Consider the following 25091-nt stretch of genomic DNA (forward strand, 5'->3'; position numbering starts at 1 on the left):
CCGGCGCGCACGCGCCCATCCCGCCGCTGGCATGACCGACATCATTGACATTTCCGCAGCCGCGCCACAGCACGGCCGACATCACAGGTACACGCACTTGAAATCAACGAATTACCGGGGCAGGAAGCTTTCTGTCGCCCCCATGATGGACTGGACCGACCGCCATTGCCGCAAGTTCCATCGCGAAATCACCCGCCACACCTGGCTCTACACCGAGATGGTGACCACCGGCGCGCTGGTGTACGGCGACGTCGAACGGCACCTGCGCTTTAACGATGAAGAGCATCCGGTGGCCCTGCAACTGGGCGGCAGCGATCCGGCCGACCTGGCCACCAGCGCCAGGCTGGGCCAGCAATGGGGCTACGACGAAATCAACCTGAACTGCGGCTGCCCGTCGGAGCGGGTGCAGAAGGGCGCGTTCGGCGCTTGCCTCATGGCCGAACCGCAACTGGTGGCCGATTGCGTGAAAGCCATGCGCGACGCCGTCACCATCGACGTCACCGTCAAGCACCGCATCGGCATCGACCGCAACGAGGAATACGGCTTCGTGCGCGATTTCGTCGGCACGATTGCCGATGCCGGCTGTAACACCTTTATCGTGCATGCGCGCAACGCGATCCTCAAGGGACTCTCGCCCAAGGAAAACCGCGAGATTCCGCCGCTTAAGTATGAGGTGGCGTACCAGCTCAAGCGCGAGTTTCCTGACCTGGAAATCATCATCAACGGCGGCATCAAGACGTCCGACGAGATCGCGCTGCACTTGCAACACGTCGATGGCGTGATGCTGGGACGCGAGGCGTATCACAATCCCTACGTCATGGCCGAGTACGACGCGCGCTTTTACGGCGACCATGCGCAGGTCAAGACGCGCGAGCAAGTGCTGGCGGCGATGATCCCGTATATCCAGGCGCAGCTGGACCTGCACGCCGCACGCGGCTTGAAGCTCAACAGCATCACGCGCCACATGCTGGGCCTGATGGCCGGACTGGGCGGGGCGCGCAGTTTCCGCCAGGTGATGTCGGACCCGAAACGGCTGGCCGCGGCCGATCCGCATCTGCTGCTCGAAGCGGCGGCCGGCATGCGCCGCGCAGCCTAGGAGCCTGCGCGGCCTAGCCGCAAGTCGGCATCGCAGCATCGTTCCGTCCCGCACGGAACGATGCGCATGCGGGCGCCGTGCGCGCGCCCTGTTTTCCTCCTTTCTTCGGTCCCCGCATGACTCGCCTTGACTTGGCATGCGCTCGTCTCTTTCCCCGCGCAGCATAGTTCCAAAAAGAAACTATATTTCAATTGCGCAAACGCATTTTTGCTTGCTCTAGAGCAAAATATACCTCTATAATCGGTGCATCTCTTGCCTGTTTTCCAATCAGCGCCAGCGCTACTCAAACTGTTGTTGTGTTGAAACAATTCGTTCTCAAATCAACTTTTTTGCATGCGCAGTCACTGTTTTGATTTATCCTAAATGAAGCGCACATAGCCACGCGTTTCTTCAGAGGCAGCGCCACAGTACCCGCGGTTACCCTAGCTAATTCGATCAATAGTTCCATAGAAAAGACGCGAAATGAATTTATCCAACATGAAGGTCGGCACCCGTTTAGGTCTCGGATTTGTCCTGGTCCTGTCTTTTCTGGTCGCAGTCACGATCGTCGGCATCATCAGCATGGCCCAGATCCAGACGCGCCTGGATAACGTGGTTGGCGTCAACAACGTGGTCACCCGTCTGGTGATCGACATGCGCACCAATGTCAGCGAGCGCATCGTGTCCTTGCGCATCCTGACCCTGATGACCGATTCGGCCGACATGGAACCGGAAATGAAGCGCATCAAGGAACAGACCGCGCGCTACGACGAAGCCCAGAAGAAGCTGAGCGACAAGTTTGCCAGGTCGGCCTCGCCCGAGGAAAAGAGCCTGCTGGCCCAGATCAAGGAACATGAAGCGCTGGCGATGCCGGCCGTGGCCAAGGCGTCCGAACTGTGGATGGCCGACAAGGCCGAAGACGCCACCCGCGTCATGATCAAGGAAATCCGCCCGGTCCAGAAAAAATGGATGGATGCGCTCGAACAACTCGCCGCCCTCGAAGACAAGCTCAATAGCGCAGCCCAGAAAGACGCCGAAAGCGGCTTCGAAGCGGCCCGCCTGACCATGCTGATCCTCGGCGGCGTGGCGATCCTGCTGGGCGGCATCGCTGCCGTCTTCATCACCCGCGGCCTGCTCAAGCAGCTCGGCGGCGAACCCGACTACACCGCCAAGATCGCCAGCAGCATCGCCCATGGCGACCTGTCGGTGCATATCGATACCAGCCACGCCGACAAGGGCAGCCTGCTGATGGAAGTGCGCGAAATGCGCAACAGCCTGAAAGACATCGTCGGCCAGGTGCGCGGCGGCACGGAAACCATCGGTACCGCCTCGCGTGAAATTGCGGCCGGAAATATCGACCTGTCCTCGCGTACCGAAATGCAAGCAAGCGCTCTGGAAAAAACCGCCTCTGCCATGGAAGAACTGACCTCGACCGTGAAACAGAACGCCGACAACGCCCGTGAAGCCAACCAGCTCGCGGCCAGCGCCTCGGACGTGGCACGCAAGGGTGGCGAAGTGGTTTCGCAAGTGGTCGACACCATGGGCTCGATCAACGCCTCGGCCAACAAGATTGTCGACATCATCGGCGTGATCGATGGCATTGCCTTCCAGACCAATATTTTGGCGTTGAACGCGGCGGTGGAAGCTGCCCGTGCCGGCGAACAGGGCCGCGGTTTCGCGGTCGTGGCCTCCGAAGTGCGCAACCTGGCGCAGCGTTCGGCGGCGGCGGCGAAAGAAATCAAGACCCTGATCGGCGATTCGGTCGAGAAGGTCGAGCGCGGCAGCAAGCTGGTCGGCCAGGCCGGCGTGACGATGGATGAAGTCGTTGCCAGCGTCAAGCGCGTCACCGACATCATGGGCGAGATCGCCAACGCCAGCCAGGAACAGAGCGCCGGCATCGAGCAAGTGAACATGTCGATCATCGAGATGGACAGCATGACCCAGCAGAACGCCGCGCTGGTCGAACAAGCCGCCGCCGCCGCGCAGAGCCTGCAAGACCAGGCCAGCGAACTGGCGCACGTGGTCAGCATCTTCAAGTTGATCGAAGGCGAAGAGGCGCATGTTGCCGCGTCGCCGGCCATGGTGGTGGCGGCGCCGGCGCGTCCGGTCAAGGCAGCGCCGCTGCGCGTGGCCAAGCCGGCCGCAAAGCGTCCGGCGCCCGCCGCTAGCGCCGCCGCCAAGCCGAAGAAGGCTGCCGCGACCACCAGCAACGACGAATGGGAAGAATTCTGATCCGCATTCCGGGCCGGTAAGGACGGGGCGGGCAGTGCGGTAAACAGCCGCAGCGTTAGCGTCGACGTAACACAGACGCGCGATTGAACGTTACATTAGGGAAATTGTATGTTGACCTCTACGCGTTTTAGCAGTGTGTTTGCCGGCTTGCTGGTGTGTGGCGCCGCTGCGGCGGCCGAAGTGCCGGCCAGTTTCGACGCCGGCAAGTGCAAGGCCGAGTATCCCAAGGCCTCGCTGATGAACGAGGAGCAAGGTACGGTGTCGATGTCCTTCCTGGTCAGCCCGGACGGCTCGGTGGTCGAATCGAAGCTGGAAAAGACCAGCGGCTTCAAGAATCTCGACAAGGCCGCCATCAAATCGATCAGCGCCTGCAAGTTCAAGCCCGGCACCAAGGATGGCGCCCCGGCCCAGACCTGGACCAAGGTCGACTACGCCTGGAAGCTCGACTAAGCGGATCCACCTTCACGCCCCGCCGGTGTCCCCGGCGGTGTCAGACCTGACACCAGTGGTTGACCTATTGCTAGTGCGCATGTATGTTCCCGCGCATGCACATCAAACTCCTCATTGCCGCCGCTTGCCTGCTGGGCCTGTTTTCGACTATCGGCGCCTCGCTGCCGTATCCGATCCTGCCGCCGCTGTTCGCCTCGGGCGCGGCCAACGGTCTCAATTCCTTTCTCGGACTGCCGCCCAAAATGCTGTTCGGCCTGGCGCTGATGATCAATCCGCTTGGCTTGTTGATCGGTAATACCCTGCTCGGCCCGCTGTCGGACCGCTACGGCCGCCGCCCGCTGCTGATGCTGACCACCATCGGCGCCGCCCTCGGCCACATGCTCACGGCGGCCGCGCTGCTGCTCGAATCGTATCCGCTGTTTATCGTGGCGCGTTTCGGTACCGGTTTGTTGGAAGGCAACGGCGCGGTGGTGCGCGCGATGCTGGCCGACCGCCTCGAGGGCGACTTGCGCGTGCGCGCCATGTCCTGGCTGAACGGGGCCTTTTACCTGGGCTGGCTGGCCGGGCCGCTGCTGGCCGGCGCCACCGTGGCGTGGGGCATCACGGTGCCGTTCTGGATCGCCGCCGGCGCCCTGGTCATGACCAGCTTGCTGGTGGCGCTGGTGCTGCCGCGCGAGACGCCGTCGCTGGCCACTACCTCATGGTGGTACGTGGCGCGCCACCAGCATGCCTTCCACTTGCTGCGCCACGCCGACCTGCGCAAACTGTTCATCGTCCAGTTCGCCTATACCTGCGGCGTGACCGCCTTCTACGAATTCTATCCCTTGTGGCTGGTGGAGTTTCCCGGCTACGGCACACCCGGCATCGCCTGGGTCACGGCCGGCCTGTGCGCGGTGATGACCCTGACCGCCGTGTTCGCCGGCGGGCCGAGCCGTTTCGCGCCGCTGCAACGGGCTGCCTGGAGCGCATTCGCCTGCGCCACGGCGATCGCGGCGGTGGCGCTCGGGCATGTCTGGCTGGGACTGGCGGCGATCGTGCTGTTCGGGATTCCGAATGCGTTCTACAACGCCATCGTGCCGGGCTGGTGCGCGGAGCGCTTCGGCGCGCTGGGGCAGGGCGCCGTCATGGGCTTGCTGTCGACCACGTTCTGCCTGGCTAATATCGTCATGGCGCTGGCCGGATCGGTGCTGACCCTGTTCGATACGCGCCTGATCCTGCTGCTGGGCGCGCTCTTGTCGGCCTGGGCCGCCTGGCGCCTGATGGGCTGGCGCGTGCAGATGGCGGGCCCGGCCGTGGCGAGCGCGCCGCTCAAGGAGTAAACCAGGGCGCAGCCTACTGCGCCCTTGCCGTCACAGCGCTGGTCGCTTGACCAGTGCCGCCGACTGCGCACCGGCGTCCGCCGACCCGTTCAGCATGGTCTGATCGAGGAAGCTGGCGGCGCGCCGGCTGTAGTCCGGACGCATGTGGATGCTGTCGGTGTAGAGTGGCGCGCCGTGTTCGTCGAGCACCGGGCACAGCTGGTCCTTGCACATGGACTGGGCCGGTTCGATGACGATCGCCCCGGTCTCGGCGGCAATCGCGGTCAGGCGCGCCAGCGGCGCCGCGTTGCGCTTGCGAAAATCGGCCAGGTCGAAGCCGGGCACCTTCGGCAGCGGGGCGATCGAGGCGAAACGCGAGCCGGTGTACATCGATTGTGGATCGTAGGCGGCGCCGGCCGGCGGCTGCAGCACCAGGAACACGCGCTTGCCGTTCTTGCGCAAGGTGGCCAGGCTCTCGCGCAGCGATGCATAGGCCAGCTCTTGCGCGTCGGCGGCGGGAAAGGCCTTCTGCACGCCGTTTTTGTCGACCAGCAGCTCGTGCTGGCCGGCATTGAAGTAGCCGTACCAGGCCGCGCCCACCACCACCGTATCGACCGCGCCGCTGTTGGCCAGCGCGTAGGCCGCCTTGACCGTCTTGGGACACAGCGGAAAGCGGATCTGCGGCAGGCGCACCGTGTGTTCGATCGGCGGGCAGCCGCCGGCGGTGGCGAAAATAACCGTGCTGAAGCGCGCCGGATCGCTCGCCACCGCGTGCTCGATGCGCGGGCCGTACTGCTGCATCACGGAGTCGCCCAGGAACACGGTCAGGCCGGGTCCGCGGCTGGCCGCTTTCTGGAACACCACGCCCTCGTAGCGCAGCGGCGCCAGGGTCGGGCCGGGGTACTGGCTGTCGTTCAGGGCCGCCAGGTAGGGCTCGGCGCCATGGGTGTCGATCCGTTCGCGCAGTACGCTGGTGCCGATCGCCAGGCCGAACACGGCGATGGCGACCATGCCCAGACCGAGCGCCCAGGTCACGCGCGTGCGGTCGCGCCGTTCGCGCAGCGGGATTTCGACCAGGCGATAGGTGAGGTAAGCGAGCACGAAGCCGGCCACGATCAGCGCCACCTTGACCAGCATCGGCGGCTTCTGGCCATAGATAATATGGCCGTAGGACAGCAGCGGCCAGTGCCACAGATACAGGGGATAGCTGATCAGTCCGATCGCCACGGGCAGGCGCCGTCCCAGTACCAGGCGGTTGAGCACGGCATCCTTGCCGGCCAGGATCAGCAGGCAGGCGCCGCCGACCGGCAGCATGGCCCACCAGCCGGGAAACAGCGACTGCTCGTTGGTCAGCCAGAATGCCAGCCCCAGCAGCACCGCGCCGCCCAGCGACAGCGCCGTGCCATGCCGCGTGAAGCGCTGCGCGTGGTGTAGCTGCAGATACGCGACCACGCCGCCGGCCATCAGTTCCCAGAAGCGCGTGAGCGGCGAAAAGAAGGCGGCCACCGGATGGTCGGTCACCAGCACCAGGTTGGCGCTCATCGAGATCAGGAAGATCACACAAGCGACCCATAAAAAGCGCAGCTTGCGCGAGAAGACCAGCCACAGGATCAGCGGCCACAGGATATAGAACTGTTCTTCGACCCCGAGCGACCACAGGTGCAGGAAGGGCTTGGTGATGCCGTCGTTATCAAAGTAGCCGGCCTCGTTCCACAGCACCAGGTTCGACACGAACGTGGTGCCGGCCACGGCGTGCTTGCCGATCTGCTGGAACTCGCCTTGCAGCAGGGTCATCCAGCCGAAGGCGAGGGTGGCGAGCATGACGACCGTCAGGGCAGGGAAAATGCGGCGGATGCGGCGCACGTAGAAATCGGCGATGCTGAATGTGCCTTTTTCCAGCTGCGACAGGAGGATCGAGGTGATCAGGAAACCCGAGATGACGAAGAAGATATCGACGCCCACAAAGCCGCCGGCAAACCAGGTCGGCCACGCATGGAAGGCGATCACGGCGATCACCGCCAGTGCGCGCATGCCATCGATGTCTGGGCGGTAGGCGAGCGCGCCCGCGTGCGCGCTAGGATTATTGGGTGGAATGACAGCCTCCGGGTGCGAATGATTGGACAAAAAACAATGTCAACAACACACGCATTATAGTGGATGCGCTTTCAGTGGTTGTAATTTGTTTAATGCCATGGGCATACAAATGTTGTAACAAATGTCACTGCACACCCATTCGACCATGCGCGGGCCGCATGGTTCCACGTCGTTCGGGGCAAGCTGTCCGGCCTCAACGCTTCGCTGTGTTGCGGTCCGCTTATGGGGCGTCATCCTCCTCGCGCGCCGGCCGGCCGATCCAGAGCCGATGCGGCCCCGGTCCCTTGGTGGCCAGCTTGTCCGCTGGATTGCGCAACCAGCAGCGCTCCAGCGACAGGCAGCCGCAGCCGATGCAATCGTCGAGCGTGTCGCGCAGTTTTTTCAGCTGCGCCATGCGCTGGTCGAGATCGTGACGCCAGGCGGCCGACAGGCGCATCCAGTCGTCGCGGCTGGGCGCGCCGCTGCCGAGGGTGGCCAGGGCGGCTTCGATCTCGGCCAGGCTCACGCCCACGCGCTGCGCCACGCGGATAAAAGCGATGCGGCGCAGCACGTCGCGCGCGTAGCGGCGCTGGTTGCCGCCGCTGCGGGTGCTGGTGATCAGCCCGCGCTTTTCGTAGAAATGCAGGGTCGACACGGCCACCCCGCTGCGCCGCGCGACTTCGCCCACCGTCAATGCCGGATGGGCTTCGCGTACCGGATGCTGATCTGCCACTGAAGACTCCTTGACCTCAACTTAACTTGATGTTTTAGACTGGCTTTCGCTGCCCAGGCAACTATTCTAAAGGAGAATTTCAGATGGCAAGGAACACGCCCAGGAACCCGTCGGACGGGGTATTTCGCGTCGATAAATTCGTGGTGCCGGCGGCCTCGCTGCCGGCCTTCGTGGAGCAGATGCGCGAGATTCAGGCCATGTTCGAGCGCCTGCCCGGCTGGCGCCAGAAGCATTTATTGACGCAATTTGGCGGCACCGGGGAATTTAATGTGGTGACCATGGTCGAATGGAAGACGGCCGGCGCGATGGCGGTGGCCCAGGAAATCGTGCAGCGGCGTTTTGCCGAACAGGGCATTGCGCCGGCCCAGGTGCTCGAGCGCCTCGGGGTGCGCTCGGACCGTGGGTTTTATATTGCCGCTTGAGCGCGGCGGGCCTTGCGTGCGCGATACAGTTTGCGCAGCCACAGGAACAGGGGGATCACGATCAGCAACCACGGCAACAAGGCAACGACCACGGTGATCATCACGCCCAGGCTCGACATGAGCACATGTCCGGATTTTGTCGCCGCCTGCGCTACCGGGGCCAGCCAGCTTTCTTCGGCGTGCAGCGATTCGGTGACCAGGTGCAGTTCGACCCGCGTCATGTCGGTCTGGCTGGCGAGTGCCTTGCGCTGGCCCAGGATGCTGTCGAGGTCGGCCTGGGTCTTGGACAGCTGGGCTTCGGCGGCCAGCACTTCCTCCATGTTGCCGGTCTTTTTGGCCAGCAGGTCGAGGATGCGGGTTTTGAGGGCGGTCAGGTTGGCGATCTTGGCGTCGACGTCGATGACCTCGGCGGTCAGGTCTTCGCTGTCGCGCTTGTGCTGCAGCAGTTTGCCGTGCTCGAGCATGGTTTTCAGAAAGGCGTCGAAGGCTTGCGGCGGAATGCGCGCGGTCAGGGTGGCGCTGGCGTCCTGGTTCGGACGCGCCTGCGACTGGTCGGCGTCCAGCACGATGCAGCCGAGCTTGATGCAGGCGGCCTGGATGGCCTCGAAGTGCTTGTGCAGCTCGGCTCCGGGCGCTTCCAACTTCAGGCTGTGACGCATGGCAATGTAGCGCCGCAGTGGCACTGGCTTGGCTTCTTGCTCCAACACCACGTCTGCAACAGGCGCGCTGGCTGCGGAATAGGAGCGGCCAGTCATGCCGATGCCTTCGCCGGAGTCATTGTCGGAACAGGCGGTCAGAAGGAGGGCGAGGGCGATACCGGGCAGGATTTTCATGGGAGGCCGTGAATGGATGTTGAGGGAATAATAACATCATGCACGTGCCAGATGGCAACCGGTGCAGGCTTGCGCGGCCGTGTTGGCCGTGCGGGGCCAGGACTGGCTGGCCCGCCTCCGGTCAGGCGCTTCCCGGCGTGCTGGCACCAGCAGCCGGGCGGGGGACTTGCGGGTAGCGGGTGGGCTAGCTGACGGCCGCTGCGCGCAGGCGGCGTGCCGCCTGGCGGCGGTCGTAGCTGTCGATCAGTGCATTTTGCGAAATTTCATCGCCAATGCCGCGCAGTTTGAGAAAGCGCTGGGCGGCGTCGCTGCCGAAAGCGCGCTGCAAGGCAATCGCTTCGTGCAATTGCGCTGCGGTTTCTACGTCCTGGCGACGTTCTTCGTGACGGCGGTCTGCATCGTCCATGTTGTTCTCCTGGTTACTGTATTGCATTTATAACACGCAAAGAAAATGCATGCTGAATATGCGCGTACCGAACGCGGGTATTTACATTATCGTCAGAAGGCCATCGAACTTGATACACAGTGCATGGATAGGTGAGGAAATCATGGGCGCCGGGCTGTGGGTGCTGTCGGTGCCGCAGTTGCCGCAGTAGTGGCGCCGGTGCGGCGTGTGCGCAAAGCTGCCCAGGTCCAGGTGCGGATGGCCGCAGCGCGCACAGCCAACGCAGCCGAGCGCCTGGCCGGCTGCCCGCGCGCTGGTGTACGCCAGCAGGGCGGGCGGGGTGATATTGACCTGCACGATATCGGTGCCGGGGAACAGCGCGCCGGTGGCGCTGGTGCGCAATGCGACTGCCGCGCAGCGCGCCGTAGCGGGCACCGTAGCGGACGCCGTAGCGGGCGCCGTAGCGGACGCGCTGGCGCCGATGGGCTCGGTGGCGAACTCGGTGGCGCCGTCGGGCGCGTGCCTGATGGTCACGCTGGCGCAGGCGGCCAGGTCGATCACGGGTGGATTGAGCGCGTAGCCCATCTTTTCCAGATGGTGCGCGCAGCGTTGCTGGCCGCTCTCGGCCAGCGCGGCCAGGTCGGCCTTCACGCCCCAGTAGGCCTGGTGCGTGCGGCACCACTGGCGCGCGGCGCCGTTGCGGTACTTGCCGGCGGCGACCAGCACGCAGCCGGCCACGGCGTCGCCGCCCTGCTGGGCCGGAAAATAGCCGGAGATGAGGCCGCTGGCGACCGCGATGTGGCCGACCGTGGCCTGATGCGGCCAGCAGATGCCGGCCGCGTGCCGCAAGGTCAGTGGCGTTGCAACATCAGTCGGCATGGGCGAGGTAGAGGCTGCCTTTGCCGTCCGGCAGCCAGGTTTCGGCGATATCGGAGCTGACATCGAAAAAGCCCACGCCATGCTGGCCGGCGAGGCGGGTCACGGTGGCGTGCGCATCGTCGATCCGGGTCCACGGAAAACTCATGTAGATGAAGGCCTTGCCGATGGTGTAGTCGGTGTCGGTCATGTCTTCGTCTTCTTCCTCGTCGCCCTCGTCCTCGTCCGCGCGCTCGTCGAGCGGCATGGCCGGGAAGGTCTGGACGATGTCGGCGTAGAACGCTTGCAAGGCGGGGCTGGTGACGGCGGGGTCGGCGTAGGAATGGTCTTCGTCCAGCTCGGTTTGTTCTTCATGCCAGGCGAGGAAGGCCTCGCGTTTCTTGGGGGCGGCTTCCGCTGCGAAAACCATCAGGTCGTAACTCATGCTTGTGTGCCTTTATCGGGTGAAGTGCGCTGGCGCTATTTTAGAGCAAGGATCAGAATCCGAGATTTTTACCTCTTGCCATTCTGGTAAGATGTTCACTCCTTAGCAACCCGGTTCTTGCGGACCTACCGTGCCGCAGGACGCGACAATGACATCCACACCAGCTCAGCCATCCCGCGCGCGGCGCGTTCTGTTCGTTCATCAAAATTTCCCGGGCCAGTTCAAGCGGATTGCCGCGCACCTGGCACGCGACCCGGCCTACGAGGTGCTGGCGATCGGCAAGGAAGGCTGCCCCGGCCTGCCGGACGTGCGCACACTGAGCTACAAGCTGCACCGGACCCAGGCCAAGGAAACCCACCACTACGCGCGCCCGTTCGAGTCGGGCATCCTGCATGGCCAGGCCAGCCTGCGCGTGCTGCTGGCCCTGAAGGAGAAGGGGTTTGTGCCCGATGTCATCATCGCCCACCCTGGCTGGGGCGACACCATGTTCGTGCGCGAAGCCTTTCCCGATGCGCGGCTGGTGCATTTTTCCGAGTTCTACTATCACACCGACAATGCGGACGTCGGCTTCGACCCGGAGTTTCCCAGCACCATCGATGACCGGGCCCGGGTGCGCGCCAAGAATGCACTGCAACTGCTCAACCTGGAAGCATGCGACGTTGCGGTCGCGCCCACCCACTGGCAAAAGCGCCTGCACCCCAAGCCCTACCAGGACAAGATCGCGCTGATTCACGAAGGCATCGACACCGCCTGGCTGTGTCCGAATCCCGCCGCCTCCTTCACCCTGCCGAATGGCAAAGTGCTGCGTCCGGGTGACCCGGTGGTGACGTATGTGTCGCGCAACCTGGAACCGTACCGCGGCTTTCATACCTTCATGCGCGCGCTGCCGGCCATTCTGGCCGACAATTCCGGCTGCGACATTGTGCTCGCCGGCGGCGACGCGGTGAGCTACGGCGCGCGTCCGGCCGGCGGCAAGAACTGGCGCGAGACCATGCTGGCCGAAGTCGCCATCGATGCCAGCCGGGTGCACTTCCTCGACCGGATTCCATACGCGCGCTACCGCGACCTGCTGCAAGTGTCGGCCGCGCATGTGTACCTGACTTATCCGTTCGTGCTGTCGTGGTCGATGCTCGAAGCGATGGCCTGTGGCTGCCTGCTGATCGGCTCGGACACGGCCCCGGTGACGGAAGTGATCCGCGACGGCGAGAACGGCTTGCTGGTCGATTTTTTCGATACGCGGGCGATTGCCGCCACCGTCACGCGCGCCTTGCGCGAAGGCGAGCGCTTCGCGCCCATGCGGGCACGGGCGGTGGCATCGATCAAGGCGGGCTATGCGGTGGAGGAGGGGCTGGCCGGCTACCGCCGCCTGATCGACGCTGTGGCGCTGTAGCGCCCGGCGGGCCGCGGCGTCGTTCCCGTGTGCGTGGAAACGGCGCTGGCGGCCATATTACGCTTGAGCCAGCACCCGGCCGCTGAAGTTGGTCTCGGCGCACCACAAGGTACTGGCGCGCGCCAGCAGCACCGCTTCGGCATCGGCCAGCCAGCCATCGGCATCGGCGATGCGCCACATGGCCTGCATCAACTGGCGGCGCAGGTCTGGGTGGCGGATTTCGTCGAGCAAGCCGTCGAGCATGGCGCCGTCGATCCGCACTTCGCCGTGGAATGCCGAGGTCAGCATGTCCTGGCAGAGCTCTTGCAGCAAGAGCTGGAAGGCGTCCTGGTCGAGCTCGATATATTGCAGGATCTTGCTGCTGTCGAGGGCGGCAAGTTCGCTTTGCGCCAGATTGCCATCGACCACCATTGCCAAGGCAAGGACACGGCCTGCTGCTTGAGGGCTATCTGTTTCGTAACGACGCATGGTGCTACTCCATTTGTAAGGCGTGGAAAAATGTCCACCCGAAAATTATATGGGCGCACGATATAAAGAAAAACTCGATTAATACTAATTGAAACATCGATTTTTTCGATGTACTAGCCCGTGTGGCGTCCGTTGCCGTTTCGGATGCGATTTTCCGAAGCGATGAACGGTCCCGCGTGATACATCGCGCAAACCGAATATACTTGGATGATCAATCGACTAAATCGAGCAATCGCCAGGAGGCCGCGCGCATGTCCAATCTCAACTTCAAGCACTTGCGCTATTTCTGGATGGTCGGCAAGACCGGCAGCATCGCCCGCGCAGCCGAACAGCTGCACCTGACGCCGCAGTCGATTTCCGGACAACTGAGCGAGTTTGCCGAGACGCTCGGCGTGGAACTGTTCCGCCGCGCCGGACGCAACCTGGAACTGACCGATACCGGCCGCCGCATCCTCAGTTACGCCGAAACCATCTTCAACACCGGCGACGAACTGCTCGACATCGTGCGCGACCAGTCGCTCAAGACTGCGGTGGCGTTTCGGGTGGGGTGCGCCGATTCGGTGTCCAAGCTGATCGCCTGCCGGCTGGTCGAGCCCGCGCTCAGCCTGGCCGAGCCCTTGCGCCTGATCTGCCGCGAAGGCCGCCTGGCCAGCCTGCTGGCCGACCTTGCGGTGCACCGCCTCGACCTGATCATCGCCGACCGTCCGATGCCGCCGCATCTGAGCGTCAAAGGCTACAACCACTTGCTGGGCGAAAGCGGCCTGAGCGTGTTCGCCACGGCGGCGCTGGCGGCCACCCTGAAAGGGACCTTCCCGGCCTGCCTGGACCGCGCCCCCTTGCTGCTGCCGGGGGAAGATTTTGCGATCCACCACAAGCTGCTGCAATGGCTGGCCAACCAGCAGGTGCGCCCGCGCGTGGTTGGCGAGTTCGACGACAGCGCGATGATGAAAGCCTTCGGCCAGTCCGGCGCCGGCGCGTTTTTCGCGCCGACCGTGATCGCGCGCCAGGTCTGCCAGCAGTATGCGGTGGTGGAACTGGGCACGGTGCCGGGACTGGTCGAGCAGGTGTATGCGATCACCACGGAGCGCCGCATGAGCCACCCGGCGACCCTGGCGATCAGCCAGATGGCGCGGCGCGAATTGTTTGTGTGACGGCGCTTATGCGGCAGGCGTATCCGGCCTGACGGCGGGACGCGCGCGCCGCCTGGCCCACTTGCGGTTCAGGTACAGGCGCACGGGATTTTCGAACAGATAGAACGAGAGCGCGCCCAGGCCGATCGCGCCCAGCAAGCCGGCAAGGTGCGGGATGCGGCCCGCGCCCACGGCGTAGTAAAACGGTTGCTGCCACAGGTACAGCGAAAACGAGCACACGCCGAACCACTGCAGCACCCGTGCCGCCAGCAGTTTTTGGATGATCGGTGCGGTGCGCTCCAGATGATTGATCGAATAGGCCAGGCACAGCGGCGCGAGCGTGTATTGCAGTTCCTTGTGGGCGTAGGTCGAGTAGCACGCGATCGCCACCACCAGGGTCAGGACCGGGAGCCAGGGCGAGGTCTGGCGCAGCCATGGCGCCTGCGTGCCGGCCGCCATCACGCGATAGGCGGCCGCCGCGACCAGGCCAATGGCGGCCGACTCGCTGCGCAGGAACCAGGGGGTTGCGCCCGCTGGCGGATGTCCGGGGTAGTACATGTTCATCGCCAATATCGCGCCTGTGCCGGCGAGCAGCAGGGCGGCGCCGGCAAGGCGGTGGCGCAGGGCGCCGGCCAGCACGGCGAGCACCGCCAGGAACATATAGCTATGCTCCTCCACGCTGAGCGACCACAGATGCCCGATCGGCCAGGTCCGTGCCCAGATGCTGATATCGGCGGGGAAATAATTGCGCAAGAACGCGAGGGTCGCAATCAATTCGCCTTGCGGAACCACGAAGCGCACCGGCTGCACAAAGGCCGCATAGACCGCCATTGCAATGACGAACAGCCAGAAGGTCGGAAACACCCGGCTCACTCTGCGCACGAAAAAATCTTTCAGCGGCACCTTTTTGATGAACAACAGGTTGCCCATCAAAAAGCCCGACAGCACGAAGAAAAGTTGCACGCCGAACTCGCCGAGCCAGGAAAGTTCTTGCGTCGATTTGAAGTGCGAAATCAGTACGGCGATGATTGCCAGCCCGCGCCACCCGTCAAGGTAAGGGATATGCCTGGTGGGGCTGCTCATGATGGTTACCGCCATGTTGTTGTCGATCAATCAATCAAGTTACCACATGGCCATTGATACGACAAATGATTCGTCGTGCGCGTTGCGGTTCGCAATCTGGAAAAACCATGCGGACAATTTTCTCCGTCACCGCTGACCCCATTGTGCGAGAATGCCCCTCTCCCCTGGATGGTGCGCATGATGACCAGACCCGCCGTAATCATCACCGGACTGACGCTCGTGCTGGCAGCTTGCAAGCCCGCAGTCACAGCGCCCGCGCAAGACCTTCCTGCGGCAATGAGCAAGAGCGCGACCACCCTGCTGCAGTCACCACTTTTGCACGCGGCCTCAATTGCTGTCGTTTATCGCGGCAGGGAATTCATTCTGCATCAAGGCGAGCTGGAGACCGGCAAAGCCAATCGGCCGGATGATACAACGCTGTATGAAATCGGCTCAGTCAGCAAGACTTTTGCTGGCCTGCTGCTGGCGAACGCTGTGCTTGATGGAAAGGCGGCGCTTGACGATCCCATACAACAGTACCTGGCGGCCGCCTACCCGAACCTGCAGTCGCAGGGGCAGCCAATTCGCTTGCGCCATTTGATTACGCACACCAGCAATATGCCGGGCATGCTGCCACTGCAGGTGAACGCCGCATTGAAGGATTTCGCTGCACACGCCACGCCGGCAAAGCTCAATGCAGCCTACGCCAACTACGGACAAGAGCAATTCTGGCAGGAGTTGCACACGGTCCGTATCCAGGGGCCGCTTGGCAAGGACTACGCCTATTCCAGCGCCGCTACCGAACTCATTGCGCACACGCTCGAAAAAATCTACGGCATGCCGTATGACGTCCTGCTCGCGCGATTCGTCGCGCGCGAAGCCGGCATGCAAGATACCAAACTGAAAATCACACCCACGGAGAGCGTCCGGCTGGCGCCCGGCTACCACAGCGACAACCCCGTGATAACGACCCCGATGCCACAGCTGCCTTGGGGGGCGGCCGGCAATCTGAAGTCGACCATGCCGGATATGGCGAAGTACCTGCGCCTGCAATTGAGTGCCAATCCTGCGGTGGTCGAATCGCACAAGCCGCTGGTGCGCTTTCAGGACGACTTCAGCATTGGCTATTTCTGGAACATCGGCACCAATCGCCAGTTGGGCATGCATTATGTCCACCATGGCGGCGTGCCACGCGCGCAAAGCTACGCCTACGTTGTTCCTAAATATCAGCTTGGGGTCTTCATCATCACCAACCAGAGCGGCGACGCGACCGCCGGCGCCATGGAAAGCGCGCTGGCGCATCTTTTCGACACAGTCGAATCGTTGGAGAGCGCAAAGTAGGCCGGCCCTTGTCGTGCGCCTCGGCCCCCAGGAACCTGCCTGAAGCAAGGCCAGCCATCGGCGCTTGGCCTCGGTGATGATGGATGTCGTTGTCCTCGGCTCCGGTCTGTTTCCGGCCGGGAGCGGCGGCTTGCACCTCGCCTGGATGGACCGACCGGGATCTGGCGAACCGGTGAGCGCCGTCTTGACCGTACGTGCTCCACGGCGGATGGATGGCGCGAGAATGTGAAGCGGAAAACAAAAAGCCCAACACGATGGTTGGGCTATATGCTTGACTTGCAATGCAAACGATGGGGTGGCTGATGGGGCTCGAACCCACGACAACAGGAATCACAATCCTGGACTCTACCAACTGAGCTACAGCCACCATCGAATCTGCATTTTGTTCAGATGCTTCCTGAACAGAAAAAGATTATACAAACATCTGAGCGAACTGGCAAATCAAAATGCGTGGAATGCTAAATATTTTCAAATCAGCACTTCACGCACGGGCGGCGCGATGCCCAGCAGGTTGGCAAATGCCCGCGACAGCGCTGGCGCCCCGGCGCTGGTAAAACCCTGCAACGTGGCGGACGATGGCGCCAACCCCGCAGTTCCGGACTCGCCTGTCGCCGGCAGCATGGCACTGGCCACGTTGCCATGCGCGGCCAAACCGGATGCTTCCACGCCGGACTGTTTGACGCCGGACGTCTCCACGCCCGGATTAAGTAATCCCGCAGTCCCCAGCAAACGCGCCAGGTGGCGCGCCACCGCGTCGCCCGTGTCGATCAGCACGATCTCGCGCGAGGTTGCCTGCGCAATCACCTCGCCCAGCATGGGCAGCACGAAGGGGTAGTGCGTGCAGCCGAGCACCAGCGTATCGGCGCCCTGATCGAGCAGCGGCGTCGCATAGCGCTCCAGCAGCGCGCGGATGGCGGGCGAACCCAGGTCGCCCAGCTCGATCTGGTCGACCAGCCCCGGACAGCCTTGCAGCAAAAACTGCGCATGGCTGGCCGCGCTGACCTGATCGCGCAGCAGCAGGAACTTGGCGCCGGCGACGGTCACGCTGGTGGCCAGCACGCCCACCTTGCCGTTGCGCGAGGCCGCCGCCGCCGGCTTGAGCCCCGGCTCCACCCCGACGATGGGCATGTCGGGATAGTGCGCGCGCAATACCTTGATGGCGGCCACCGTCGCCGTATTGCACGCCACCACCAGCGCCTTGGCGCCGTTGGCGATCAGGAAACCGGACACTGCCAGCGAACGCTCGACCAGCACGCTTTCGGGCTTGTCGCCATATGGCGCAAAACCGGAATCGGCGAAGTACAGCAAATGCTCATGCGGCAGCTGCGCGCGAATATGGCGCAGGACCGACAAGCCGCCCACGCCGGAATCGAACACGCCGATCGGCGCGCTAGCGGACGCGGTAACCGCTGCGCTGGCCGGCGTGTTAGCCACCATGGGGACGCTCGCGTTGCTCACTCGTTCGTCGCCTCAGACCACGGTCACCGGAATCTTGCCGACGCTCGACAAGGATTCGATTTTCGCTGCCCACTCCTTTGGACCGGTGTTGTGCACCGAAGTTCCGTTGGAATCGACGGCCACCGTGACCGGCATGTCGATCACGTCGAACTCGTAGATCGCTTCCATGCCCATGTCGTGGAAACCGAGCACCTTGGCGCTCTTGATCGCTTTCGAGACCAGGTACGCCGCGCCGCCGACCGCCATCAGGTAGGCCGACTTGTGTTTCTGGATCGACTCGATCGCCGCCGGACCGCGCTCGGCCTTGCCGATCATGGCGATCAGGCCGGTCTTTTCCAGCATCATGTCGGTGAACTTGTCCATACGGGTGGCGGTGGTCGGGCCGGCCGGGCCGACCGCTTCGTCGCGCACCGGATCGACCGGGCCGACGTAGTAGATCACGCGGTTCTTGAAGTCCACCGGCAATTCTTCGCCCTTGGCCAGCATGTCCTGGATGCGCTTGTGCGCGGCGTCGCGCCCGGTCAGCATCTTGCCGTTCAAGAGCAAGGTCTGGCCCGGCGTCCACGAAGCGACTTCTTCTTTCGTCAAGGTATTGAGGTCGACACGGCGCGATTTTTCGGTGTCCGGGGTCCAGTGCACGTCAGGCCAGGTCGACAGCGCCGGCGGCTCGATGTAGCTCGCGCCCGAGCCATCGAGCACGAAGTGCGCGTGGCGGGTGGCGGCGCAGTTCGGGATCATGGCGACCGGCTTCGATGCCGCGTGGGTCGGATGCATCATGATCTTCACGTCCAGCACGGTCGTCAGGCCGCCCAGGCCCTGCGCGCCGATGCCGAGCGCATTGATCTTGTCGCACAACTCGATGCGCAATTCCTCGGTCTTGTTCTGCGGGCCGCGCAGTTTCAGCTCGTACATGTCGATGTCGTCCATCAGCACTTCCTTGGCCATCAGCATGGCTTTTTCGGCCGTGCCGCCGATGCCGATCCCGAGCATGCCCGGCGGACACCAGCCCGCGCCCATGGTCGGCACGGTTTTCATGACCCAGTCGACCAGCGAGTCGGACGGGTTGAGCATGACGAACTTGGACTTGTTCTCGGAGCCGCCGCCCTTGGCCGCGACCTTCACGTCGACGGTGTTGCCTTCGACCAGTTCCATGTGGACCACGGCCGGCGTATTGTCCTTGGTGTTCTTGCGTTCGAACTGCGGGTCGGCCACGATCGAGGCGCGCAACTTGTTGTCGTCGAAGTTATACGCGCGCCGCACGCCTTCGTTGACGGCGTCGGTCACGGTGCCCGCAAAGCCTTCGAAGCGCACGCCCATGCCGATCTTGAGGAAGACATTGACGATGCCGGTGTCCTGGCAGATCGGGCGCTTGCCCTCGGCGCACATGCGCGAGTTGGTCAGGATCTGGGCGATCGCATCCTTGGCGGCGTCGCTCTGTTCCGACTCGTAGGCGCGCGCCAGGTGGGCGATGTAATCGGCCGGGTGGTAGTAGCTGATGTACTGGAGGGCGGCGGCAACCGATTCGATCAGGTCTTCCTGCTTGATGATAGTCATGGCTATGGTTCTCGTTGGCTTAGTGGGGAGTCTTGGACTGGTTCTGGGTGCCGATCATGATGCGGTCGGTGTAGGCGATTGCCAGTGCCGAGAGCAGGAACACGATGTGGATGACGGTCTGCGCAATCAGCGTTTGCGGCGTGTACGCGTGGGCGTTGATGAAGGTCTTGAGCAGATGAATCGACGAAATGCCGATGATCGCCATCGCCAGCTTGGTCTTGAGCACCGAGGCGTTGACGTGCGAGAGCCACTCCGGCTGGTCCGGATGGCCTTCCAGGTGCATGCGCGAGACAAAGGTTTCGTAGCCGCCGACGATGACCATGATCAGCAGGTTGGAAATCATCACAACGTCGATCAGGCCCAGCACCACCAGCATGATGGTCGCTTCGTTGAGCTTGGTGGCGGGCGCCATGCCGGGCACGGTGACGGCGGTGAGGATGTGTTGCAGCGATGATGCATCGCCGAGGACGGCGCCGATCAGGTCTTTCAGTTCAACCCAAAAATGGAAGACATAGACGCATTGTGCCAGGATCAGCCCCAGATACAGCGGCAACTGCAGCCAGCGGCTCATGAAAATGACGTTGTTTAACGGGGTCAGCTTGCGCTGCTCGGTCGGGATGATCGGTTCAGACATGAAAGGCTTGGCTCCAGAGTAAGGCAAAAATTTTCGCTGCGTCATTTTACCAGCGCTTGGGCTTGCCGCAGATAGCCTGCCCCGTCTGTCAGCGTATTGATCTGACGCAAACCACAGCTGCGCCGGGGTTGATATTGTCGTTAATGCAAGTGACCATACCGCTTAGGTGAGTGATCCATGCTTTAATGTCTTGTTGACCTTCTTCGCTGTCTGGCAACGTAAGGGCGCAGTAAGCGAGCGGGACTAAGGTTTTAGCAAACAACACCACTAATGGAGACTCAGCATGGCAGCAACAGATTCCCCCCAGCAGGAAAATCAGGGCTTGCAAGAAAGCCGCGTGTTTGCGCCGCCGGCCGCCTTTGTGGCCAACGCCGCCATTTCCGGCATGGATGCCTACAACGCGCTGTGCGCCGAAGCGGCCAGCGATTACGAAGGCTTCTGGGCCCGCCTGGCGCGCGAGAATCTCGACTGGCACAAGCCGTTCACCTCGACCCTGGACGAGACCGACGCGCCGTTCTACAAATGGTTCGATGACGGCCAGCTGAACGTCTCGTACAACTGCCTCGACCGCAACCTCAAGAACGGCAACGCGAATAAAACCGCCATCATCTTCGAAGCCGACGACGGCACCGTCACGCGCGCCACCTACCAGGACCTGTACGAACGCGTCTGCAAGTTCGCCAACGGCCTCAAGGCGCGCGGCATCAAGAAGGGCGACCGCGTCATTATTTACATGTCGATGTCGATCGAAGGCGTGGCCGCGATGCAGGCGTGCGCCCGCATCGGCGCCACCCACTCGGTGGTATTCGGCGGCTTTTCGGCCAAATCGCTGCAGGAACGCATCATCGACGCCGGCGCGGTGGCGGTCATCACTGCAGATGAACAACTGCGCGGCGGCAAGCACCTGCCATTGAAAAGCATTGTCGACGAAGCGCTGGCGCTGGGCGGCTGCGACAGCATCAAGAACGTGATCGTTTACAAGCGCACCGGCGGCAACGTTGCCTTCACCGAAGGGCGCGACCTGTGGCTGCACGAGCTGGTGGCCGGCCAGGCTGCCGAGTGCGAGCCGGAATGGGTGGGCGCCGAGCATCCTCTGTTCATCCTGTACACCTCCGGTTCGACCGGCACCCCGAAAGGCGTGCAGCATTCGAGTGGCGGATACTTGCTGTGGGCCGCGCTGACCATGAAGTGGAGCTTCGACATCAAGCCGCAAGACGTGTTCTGGTGCACCGCCGATATCGGCTGGGTGACCGGCCACAGCTACATCGCCTACGGCCCGCTGGCGGTTGGCGCGACCCAGGTCGTGTTCGAAGGCATTCCAACCTACCCGAACGCCGGGCGTTTCTGGGACAACATCGCCAAGCACAAGGTCAGCATTTTCTACACGGCGCCGACCGCGATCCGTTCGCTGATCAAGGCGGCCGATGTCGACCCGGCCGTGCATCCGTCCAAGTACGACCTGAGCAGCCTGCGCCTGCTCGGTTCGGTGGGCGAGCCGATCAATCCGGAAGCCTGGATGTGGTACTACAAGAACGTTGGCGGCGAGCGCTGCCCGGTGGTCGATACCTTCTGGCAGACCGAAACGGGTGGCCACATGATCACGCCGCTGCCGGGCGCCACGCCCATGGTGCCCGGTTCGTGCACCTTGCCGCTCCCGGGCATCATGACCGCGATTGTGGACGAAGCCGGCGCGGACGTGCCGAACGGGCAGGGCGGCATCTTGGTGGTCAAGCGGCCGTGGCCATCCATGATCCGCACCATCTGGGGTAATCCGGAACGCTTCAAGACCAGCTACTTCCCGGATGAGCTGGGCGGCAAGATGTACCTGGCGGGCGATGGCGCGATCCGCAACAAGGAGACTGGCTACTTTACGATTACCGGGCGCATCGACGACGTGCTGAATGTGTCGGGGCACCGCATGGGCACCATGGAAATCGAATCGGCGCTGGTAGCCAATCCGATGGTGGCCGAGGCGGCCGTGGTGGGCAAGCCGGACGATACCACTGGCGAATCGATCTGCGCATTCGTGGTCCTCAAGCAGGCGCGGCCGACCGGAGAAGAAGCCAAGAAGCTGGCGCTGGAGCTGCGCAACTGGGTCGCCAAGGAGATTGGGCCGATCGCCAAGCCGAAGGAAATTCGTTTTGGCGACAACCTGCCCAAGACGCGTTCGGGCAAGATCATGCGGCGCTTGCTGAGGGTGTTGGCCAAGGGCGAGACCATTACGCAGGATGTATCGACCCTGGAAAATCCGGCGATTCTGGAGCAGCTGAAGGAAGCCTCGTAAGGGCGGGTGCAAATTTCTTCATACTTCGCGGAATCTTTGCTATAATCTGCGGCTTCGCGAAGGCGGAGATGTAAAGCAGGAGAGATGGATGAGTGGTTGAAGTCGCACGCCTGGAAAGCGTGTATAGGTTCATAGCCTATCCGGGGTTCGAATCCCCGTCTCTCCGCCAAAAACAGTAAAAAGCCCCTATGACAGGGGCTTTTTCAATTTTACCTACCCACCTTTCTACCCACCATGCACCAAAGGGCTTTTGATTGCGGATTGCGGCCGCGACGCTGCGATGCAAGCGGCCTGCCAGCACTCAATTTCGGCGGAATCCCAGGCCACTGCCTTTTCGCCAATGTGGATGGGCGCCGGGAAAGTGCCAGCCTTGATCCTCTTGTAGATCGTGGTGCGGCCTAAGCCGACCAGCATGGATACATCATTGAAACGTAGAAACTTTTTAGGGTGGGTCATCGGGTAAATCCTTGTTCTGTTGATCGTCGGCCACTGGGCACGCCCTTGGGCTGTCGGCGTTATGTGGGCGCGGTGGGTCATGGCGCCGTCCGTGTCATGTCGTACAGCTCGTCGGCCACGTCGGCCGCCATGCTGGCGCAGGTTTGCAGCGCATCCGCCCGGCTCTCCGGCCGCAAGATCGGGATCGCAGCCAGGAGCGCGCTGATCACGTTGGCCAGGCCGGCCAGGCGCTTGACGTCTACTTCGCTGATAGCGGTGCTCATGCTGCACCCAGTTGGCGGTGGGCTACGCGCTGCGATGTGGTATCTTTCTGGTCGTTCATAGCATGCTTTCAAAAATTTTGGCTGTGACAGGCCATCCGGCGTCTGCGCGTCGGGTGGCCTTCTTTTTTGTGCTGCCGGTGGCCGGCGCTGGTTACTTGATATCGCCGGCTGGCGGATCGTGCAGGTCGAGTGCAAGCTGCGACGGCTCGCCGTAGATTTCGATCATTCCTTTGTTTACCCTCGCATAATCCGACGGCGTGCCCGTACCTGTGCCGAGTCGCTGGGCTGGCGGAATCGTGGCGTCCAACTTACCAAGGGTAATTTCATCAAAATGTTTCGTGCCGGCGACGGCGTTGACGATCCGGTATGCATGGCCGTAGAGCATTCCTGTGCCGCGCACGATGCCAACCACCGAGTGATAAAGTGGATCTCGGTCGTGGCGATTGCTGAGCTGCTCGTTAAGCTGAGGCAGCTCGATTTCGCCACGCAATATTCTGTCGATTTGCAGATCACACCATACGGCGAATCGGACGCTAAGCCAGCGTGCGAACGGCGTTACTAACTTCGGGTGCATCCAGGTCCCGCCTTCGCGCCGGCCACGTTTTGTTTCTAAAAGGGACTCAGGATCACAATTAGAAATCTGCTCCGCAAGGGCGGCCATGTATTCCTTTGTTTCCTCCTGCTTGAGCCAATCGCCAGGCCGCTTAGCGAACTTCTTCGCCGCTGCTGTGGCATTGAACCAGCCGTCCGCACGAAACGAGTAGCCCTTGCCTTCGTATTCGGCCGTAATGATTGTGACGGCGCCAGCAGAGTGCGCTGGATGCTGGCCAGCGGCACCAGCCAGCAGCTCGTGCGGTTGACGGCCGCTCATCGCACGCCTCCTTTCTTCGGCTTAAAATCTTGGATCATGGCGATCATTGCTCGATCGCCGCCGACACTGTAGGTCACGTCGCAGGCTATCTGCATCGTACGGGCAGACTGTTCCCCTTTGCTGAGCATGGTGACGAGAATGTCGGCCTGACCAAAGCCAGCCCGTGTAGCGCGCGCCAAGATAATGTCCACGTGCTCGCGCAGACCCGGTGCAGCCGGCTCCGATGGATCGTAGGCGTAGATTGCGACCATCAGGAATGATGCAGCTGCGCTGAGGTTGTAGTGGTCGCCTTCTTTGACGAAGTGGTGGGACTCGCTCATGCTGCACCTTCGCTTCCCGCTGGGGCTGCTTTTGCGTCAGCTTTCTGGAACAGCGACGAGTGCACGGCACGCAAACCATCACGGTCAATGTCCTCCTGCATCTCTTCGCGCTGTTCCTGAAGAAACTGCGCTTCAACCGCAATATGCTTGATCAACCCACCGAGATGTTCCAGAACGGTCGCTGATGGAGGGAAATCGCTGCTGTTTGCAGCACTGAACAACAGATGCCCAATCGCTTCGATGCCACTCATCAGCATGTAGTTGGCGTTGAACGCGTGCTTGATGGCTGCGGTCACCATTTGACGCTCGTCGCTGGACATGACGTGATCAGCTGGAAAACTGCTGGGCAGCTGCCTGAGGAGGCTGCCGAACTCGTAAGGCGCGCGTTCCCTATTTTCGAAGTGCGGGTTGGTGGCGGTCATGCTGCACCTCCGCATGCAGGGGTAGCTTTTGCGAAAACGAGCTCTTCAATCTTCTCGTGCCCATCCTTGATTTTTTCAAGCGACGAGCCCAGCAGGCGTGTAAACGCGTACAGGGTGTCAATAGTTTCGTGGTCACGCTCGCGATATTCGAAATGCTCCAGTAGACTCGTGATCGCCGAGTTGAGCGCGCGCATGTCCATTTGCGCAGTATTGATTTCGCTGGCGGCTTTCTTTGCCGAATCAAACGGATTTCCACTCGTCGCGGTCATGCTGCACCTCCGCGCACCATCACTGCAATGGCGTCGACGCCTTCTTGAGCTACAACGCAGTTGCGGGAAATCGCTTTCAACAGCGCGTCCAGGCGGAGCATCGTACGGCCTACGTCGGGAACGATGCTGTCGCCATAGCTGTCGATCTCCTCGAAACACATTTCGCAAAGGGTTTGCGCTGCTAAGGTATGCCCCTCAATATCGGTAGCATGTATGTCAATGCAGCGGAGCAGGGCTTGCGCACCGGCATTTGACTCGCCGCCGTGTGCCTGTGCCGTATGATCCGACGCAAGCATGAGTGGTTTCTTTACAAGATTATCTTGCGATCCAATTTTTGTGGTGTTAACATTCATTTGTTGGCTCCATTT

General features: G+C 62.4%; 27 protein-coding genes and 2 tRNA genes. 10 read left to right on the forward strand and 19 right to left on the reverse strand.

What is annotated here, in order from left to right; translation table 11 throughout:
• The first annotated feature begins 97 nt into the window (after positions 1 to 97).
• From dusA to F1609_RS07825, 4 genes are all read left to right on the forward strand, one after another.
• On the forward strand, positions 98 to 1096 hold the full coding sequence (gene dusA / locus F1609_RS07810) for a tRNA dihydrouridine(20/20a) synthase DusA (protein ID WP_267876774.1): 999 nt from the start codon (positions 98 to 100) through the stop codon (positions 1094 to 1096).
• A 462-nt stretch (positions 1097 to 1558) separates the two neighbouring features.
• Entirely contained in the window at positions 1559 to 3307 is a 1749-nt protein-coding gene (locus F1609_RS07815) for a methyl-accepting chemotaxis protein (protein WP_229421711.1), read from the forward strand.
• A gap of 108 nt (positions 3308 to 3415) precedes the next feature.
• A complete protein-coding gene (locus F1609_RS07820) occupies positions 3416 to 3757 on the forward strand; it encodes an energy transducer TonB (protein WP_167075913.1) in 342 nt (113 codons plus the stop codon).
• A gap of 95 nt (positions 3758 to 3852) precedes the next feature.
• Entirely contained in the window at positions 3853 to 5076 is a 1224-nt protein-coding gene (locus F1609_RS07825; protein WP_167075914.1) for an MFS transporter, read from the forward strand.
• 30 nt (positions 5077 to 5106) lie between these two features.
• Here F1609_RS07825 and F1609_RS07830 read toward each other — a convergent pair whose 3' ends face one another.
• Positions 5107 to 7086 carry an acyltransferase family protein gene (locus tag F1609_RS07830; RefSeq protein WP_167075915.1) on the reverse strand — a complete coding sequence of 660 codons (1980 nt, stop codon included), beginning with the start codon at positions 7084 to 7086 and terminating at the stop codon, positions 5107 to 5109.
• Between the two features lie 283 nt (positions 7087 to 7369).
• Positions 7370 to 7861 (reverse strand): redox-sensitive transcriptional activator SoxR, encoded by a 492-nt coding sequence (soxR, locus tag F1609_RS07835; protein ID WP_370661602.1) that lies wholly within the window; start codon positions 7859 to 7861, stop codon positions 7370 to 7372.
• An 83-nt stretch (positions 7862 to 7944) separates the two neighbouring features.
• On the opposite strand from soxR, the gene F1609_RS07840 reads away from it, so the two are divergent.
• Entirely contained in the window at positions 7945 to 8283 is a 339-nt protein-coding gene (locus F1609_RS07840; protein WP_167075916.1) for an antibiotic biosynthesis monooxygenase, read from the forward strand.
• Here the strand turns inward: F1609_RS07840 and F1609_RS07845 are convergent.
• The 4 genes from F1609_RS07845 to F1609_RS07860 all read right to left on the reverse strand — a co-directional run bounded on the left by F1609_RS07845 (position 8268) and on the right by F1609_RS07860 (position 10801).
• On the reverse strand, positions 8268 to 9116 hold the full coding sequence (locus F1609_RS07845; RefSeq protein ID WP_167075917.1) for a DUF4349 domain-containing protein: 849 nt from the start codon (positions 9114 to 9116) through the stop codon (positions 8268 to 8270). The genes F1609_RS07840 and F1609_RS07845 overlap by 16 nt on opposite strands.
• 184 nt (positions 9117 to 9300) lie before the next feature.
• Entirely contained in the window at positions 9301 to 9522 is a 222-nt protein-coding gene (locus F1609_RS07850; RefSeq protein WP_167075918.1) for a hypothetical protein, read from the reverse strand.
• An 81-nt stretch (positions 9523 to 9603) separates the two neighbouring features.
• Positions 9604 to 10380: a hypothetical protein gene (locus F1609_RS07855; RefSeq protein ID WP_167075919.1), complete on the reverse strand. Its 777-nt coding sequence runs from the start codon at positions 10378 to 10380 to the stop codon at positions 9604 to 9606.
• The gene (locus F1609_RS07860; RefSeq protein ID WP_167075920.1) at positions 10370 to 10801 is read right to left on the reverse strand and encodes a hypothetical protein; all 432 of its coding nucleotides are present in this window, start codon (positions 10799 to 10801) and stop codon (positions 10370 to 10372) included. Before F1609_RS07860 ends, F1609_RS07855 begins: the two co-directional genes overlap by 11 nt.
• Positions 10802 to 10949: 148 nt before the next feature.
• Between F1609_RS07860 and F1609_RS07865 the strand changes: the two genes are divergently transcribed.
• Positions 10950 to 12191 (forward strand): glycosyltransferase family 4 protein, encoded by a 1242-nt coding sequence (locus tag F1609_RS07865; RefSeq protein ID WP_167075921.1) that lies wholly within the window; start codon positions 10950 to 10952, stop codon positions 12189 to 12191.
• Positions 12192 to 12248: 57 nt separating this feature from the next.
• On the opposite strand, the gene F1609_RS07870 is transcribed toward F1609_RS07865, so the two are convergent.
• Positions 12249 to 12659: a tellurite resistance TerB family protein gene (locus F1609_RS07870; protein WP_167075922.1), complete on the reverse strand. Its 411-nt coding sequence runs from the start codon at positions 12657 to 12659 to the stop codon at positions 12249 to 12251.
• A 251-nt stretch (positions 12660 to 12910) separates the two neighbouring features.
• Between F1609_RS07870 and nhaR the strand changes: the two genes are divergently transcribed.
• Entirely contained in the window at positions 12911 to 13810 is a 900-nt protein-coding gene (gene nhaR / locus F1609_RS07875; RefSeq protein ID WP_167075923.1) for a transcriptional activator NhaR, read from the forward strand.
• A gap of 6 nt (positions 13811 to 13816) precedes the next feature.
• On the opposite strand, the gene F1609_RS07880 is transcribed toward nhaR, so the two are convergent.
• Entirely contained in the window at positions 13817 to 14887 is a 1071-nt protein-coding gene (locus F1609_RS07880) for an acyltransferase family protein (protein WP_167075924.1), read from the reverse strand.
• Positions 14888 to 15049: 162 nt separating this feature from the next.
• On the opposite strand from F1609_RS07880, the gene F1609_RS07885 reads away from it, so the two are divergent.
• Positions 15050 to 16192: a serine hydrolase domain-containing protein gene (locus F1609_RS07885; RefSeq protein WP_196785415.1), complete on the forward strand. Its 1143-nt coding sequence runs from the start codon at positions 15050 to 15052 to the stop codon at positions 16190 to 16192.
• Between the two features lie 291 nt (positions 16193 to 16483).
• Here the strand turns inward: F1609_RS07885 and F1609_RS07890 are convergent.
• The 4 genes from F1609_RS07890 to F1609_RS07905 all read right to left on the reverse strand — a co-directional run bounded on the left by F1609_RS07890 (position 16484) and on the right by F1609_RS07905 (position 19838).
• Positions 16484 to 16559, reverse strand: a tRNA-His gene (locus tag F1609_RS07890).
• A 101-nt stretch (positions 16560 to 16660) separates the two neighbouring features.
• Positions 16661 to 17629 (reverse strand): glutamate racemase, encoded by a 969-nt coding sequence (gene murI, locus F1609_RS07895; RefSeq protein ID WP_167075925.1) that lies wholly within the window; start codon positions 17627 to 17629, stop codon positions 16661 to 16663.
• Positions 17630 to 17662: 33 nt separating this feature from the next.
• Positions 17663 to 19204 (reverse strand): fumarate hydratase, encoded by a 1542-nt coding sequence (locus F1609_RS07900; RefSeq protein WP_167075926.1) that lies wholly within the window; start codon positions 19202 to 19204, stop codon positions 17663 to 17665.
• A 19-nt stretch (positions 19205 to 19223) separates the two neighbouring features.
• A complete protein-coding gene (locus F1609_RS07905; RefSeq protein WP_167075927.1) occupies positions 19224 to 19838 on the reverse strand; it encodes a YqhA family protein in 615 nt (204 codons plus the stop codon).
• A gap of 283 nt (positions 19839 to 20121) precedes the next feature.
• On the opposite strand from F1609_RS07905, the gene acs reads away from it, so the two are divergent.
• Positions 20122 to 22122, forward strand: coding sequence for an acetate--CoA ligase (gene acs / locus F1609_RS07910; protein ID WP_167075928.1), 2001 nt, complete (start codon positions 20122 to 20124; stop codon positions 22120 to 22122).
• Positions 22123 to 22200: 78 nt separating this feature from the next.
• Positions 22201 to 22291, forward strand: a tRNA-Ser gene (locus F1609_RS07915).
• A 56-nt stretch (positions 22292 to 22347) separates the two neighbouring features.
• Here the strand turns inward: F1609_RS07915 and F1609_RS07920 are convergent.
• The 7 genes from F1609_RS07920 to F1609_RS07950 all read right to left on the reverse strand — a co-directional run bounded on the left by F1609_RS07920 (position 22348) and on the right by F1609_RS07950 (position 25076).
• Positions 22348 to 22578, reverse strand: coding sequence for a helix-turn-helix transcriptional regulator (locus tag F1609_RS07920; RefSeq protein ID WP_167075929.1), 231 nt, complete (start codon positions 22576 to 22578; stop codon positions 22348 to 22350).
• Positions 22579 to 22655: 77 nt separating this feature from the next.
• The gene (locus F1609_RS07925; RefSeq protein WP_167075930.1) at positions 22656 to 22841 is read right to left on the reverse strand and encodes a hypothetical protein; all 186 of its coding nucleotides are present in this window, start codon (positions 22839 to 22841) and stop codon (positions 22656 to 22658) included.
• A 151-nt stretch (positions 22842 to 22992) separates the two neighbouring features.
• Positions 22993 to 23712 (reverse strand): KilA-N domain-containing protein, encoded by a 720-nt coding sequence (locus tag F1609_RS07930; RefSeq protein WP_167075931.1) that lies wholly within the window; start codon positions 23710 to 23712, stop codon positions 22993 to 22995.
• Positions 23709 to 24032: a hypothetical protein gene (locus F1609_RS07935; protein WP_167075932.1), complete on the reverse strand. Its 324-nt coding sequence runs from the start codon at positions 24030 to 24032 to the stop codon at positions 23709 to 23711. The genes F1609_RS07930 and F1609_RS07935 overlap by 4 nt, the downstream gene beginning before the upstream one ends.
• The gene (locus tag F1609_RS07940; protein ID WP_167075933.1) at positions 24029 to 24454 is read right to left on the reverse strand and encodes a hypothetical protein; all 426 of its coding nucleotides are present in this window, start codon (positions 24452 to 24454) and stop codon (positions 24029 to 24031) included. The genes F1609_RS07935 and F1609_RS07940 overlap by 4 nt, the downstream gene beginning before the upstream one ends.
• On the reverse strand, positions 24451 to 24723 hold the full coding sequence (locus tag F1609_RS07945; protein WP_167075934.1) for a hypothetical protein: 273 nt from the start codon (positions 24721 to 24723) through the stop codon (positions 24451 to 24453). Before F1609_RS07945 ends, F1609_RS07940 begins: the two co-directional genes overlap by 4 nt.
• Positions 24720 to 25076 carry a hypothetical protein gene (locus F1609_RS07950; RefSeq protein WP_167075935.1) on the reverse strand — a complete coding sequence of 119 codons (357 nt, stop codon included), beginning with the start codon at positions 25074 to 25076 and terminating at the stop codon, positions 24720 to 24722. The genes F1609_RS07945 and F1609_RS07950 overlap by 4 nt, the downstream gene beginning before the upstream one ends.
• Positions 25077 to 25091 lie beyond the last annotated feature (15 nt).

The organism is Massilia aquatica (genome assembly GCF_011682045.1).
Taxonomy (GTDB): Bacteria; Pseudomonadota; Gammaproteobacteria; order Burkholderiales; family Burkholderiaceae_D; genus Telluria_A; species Telluria_A aquatica.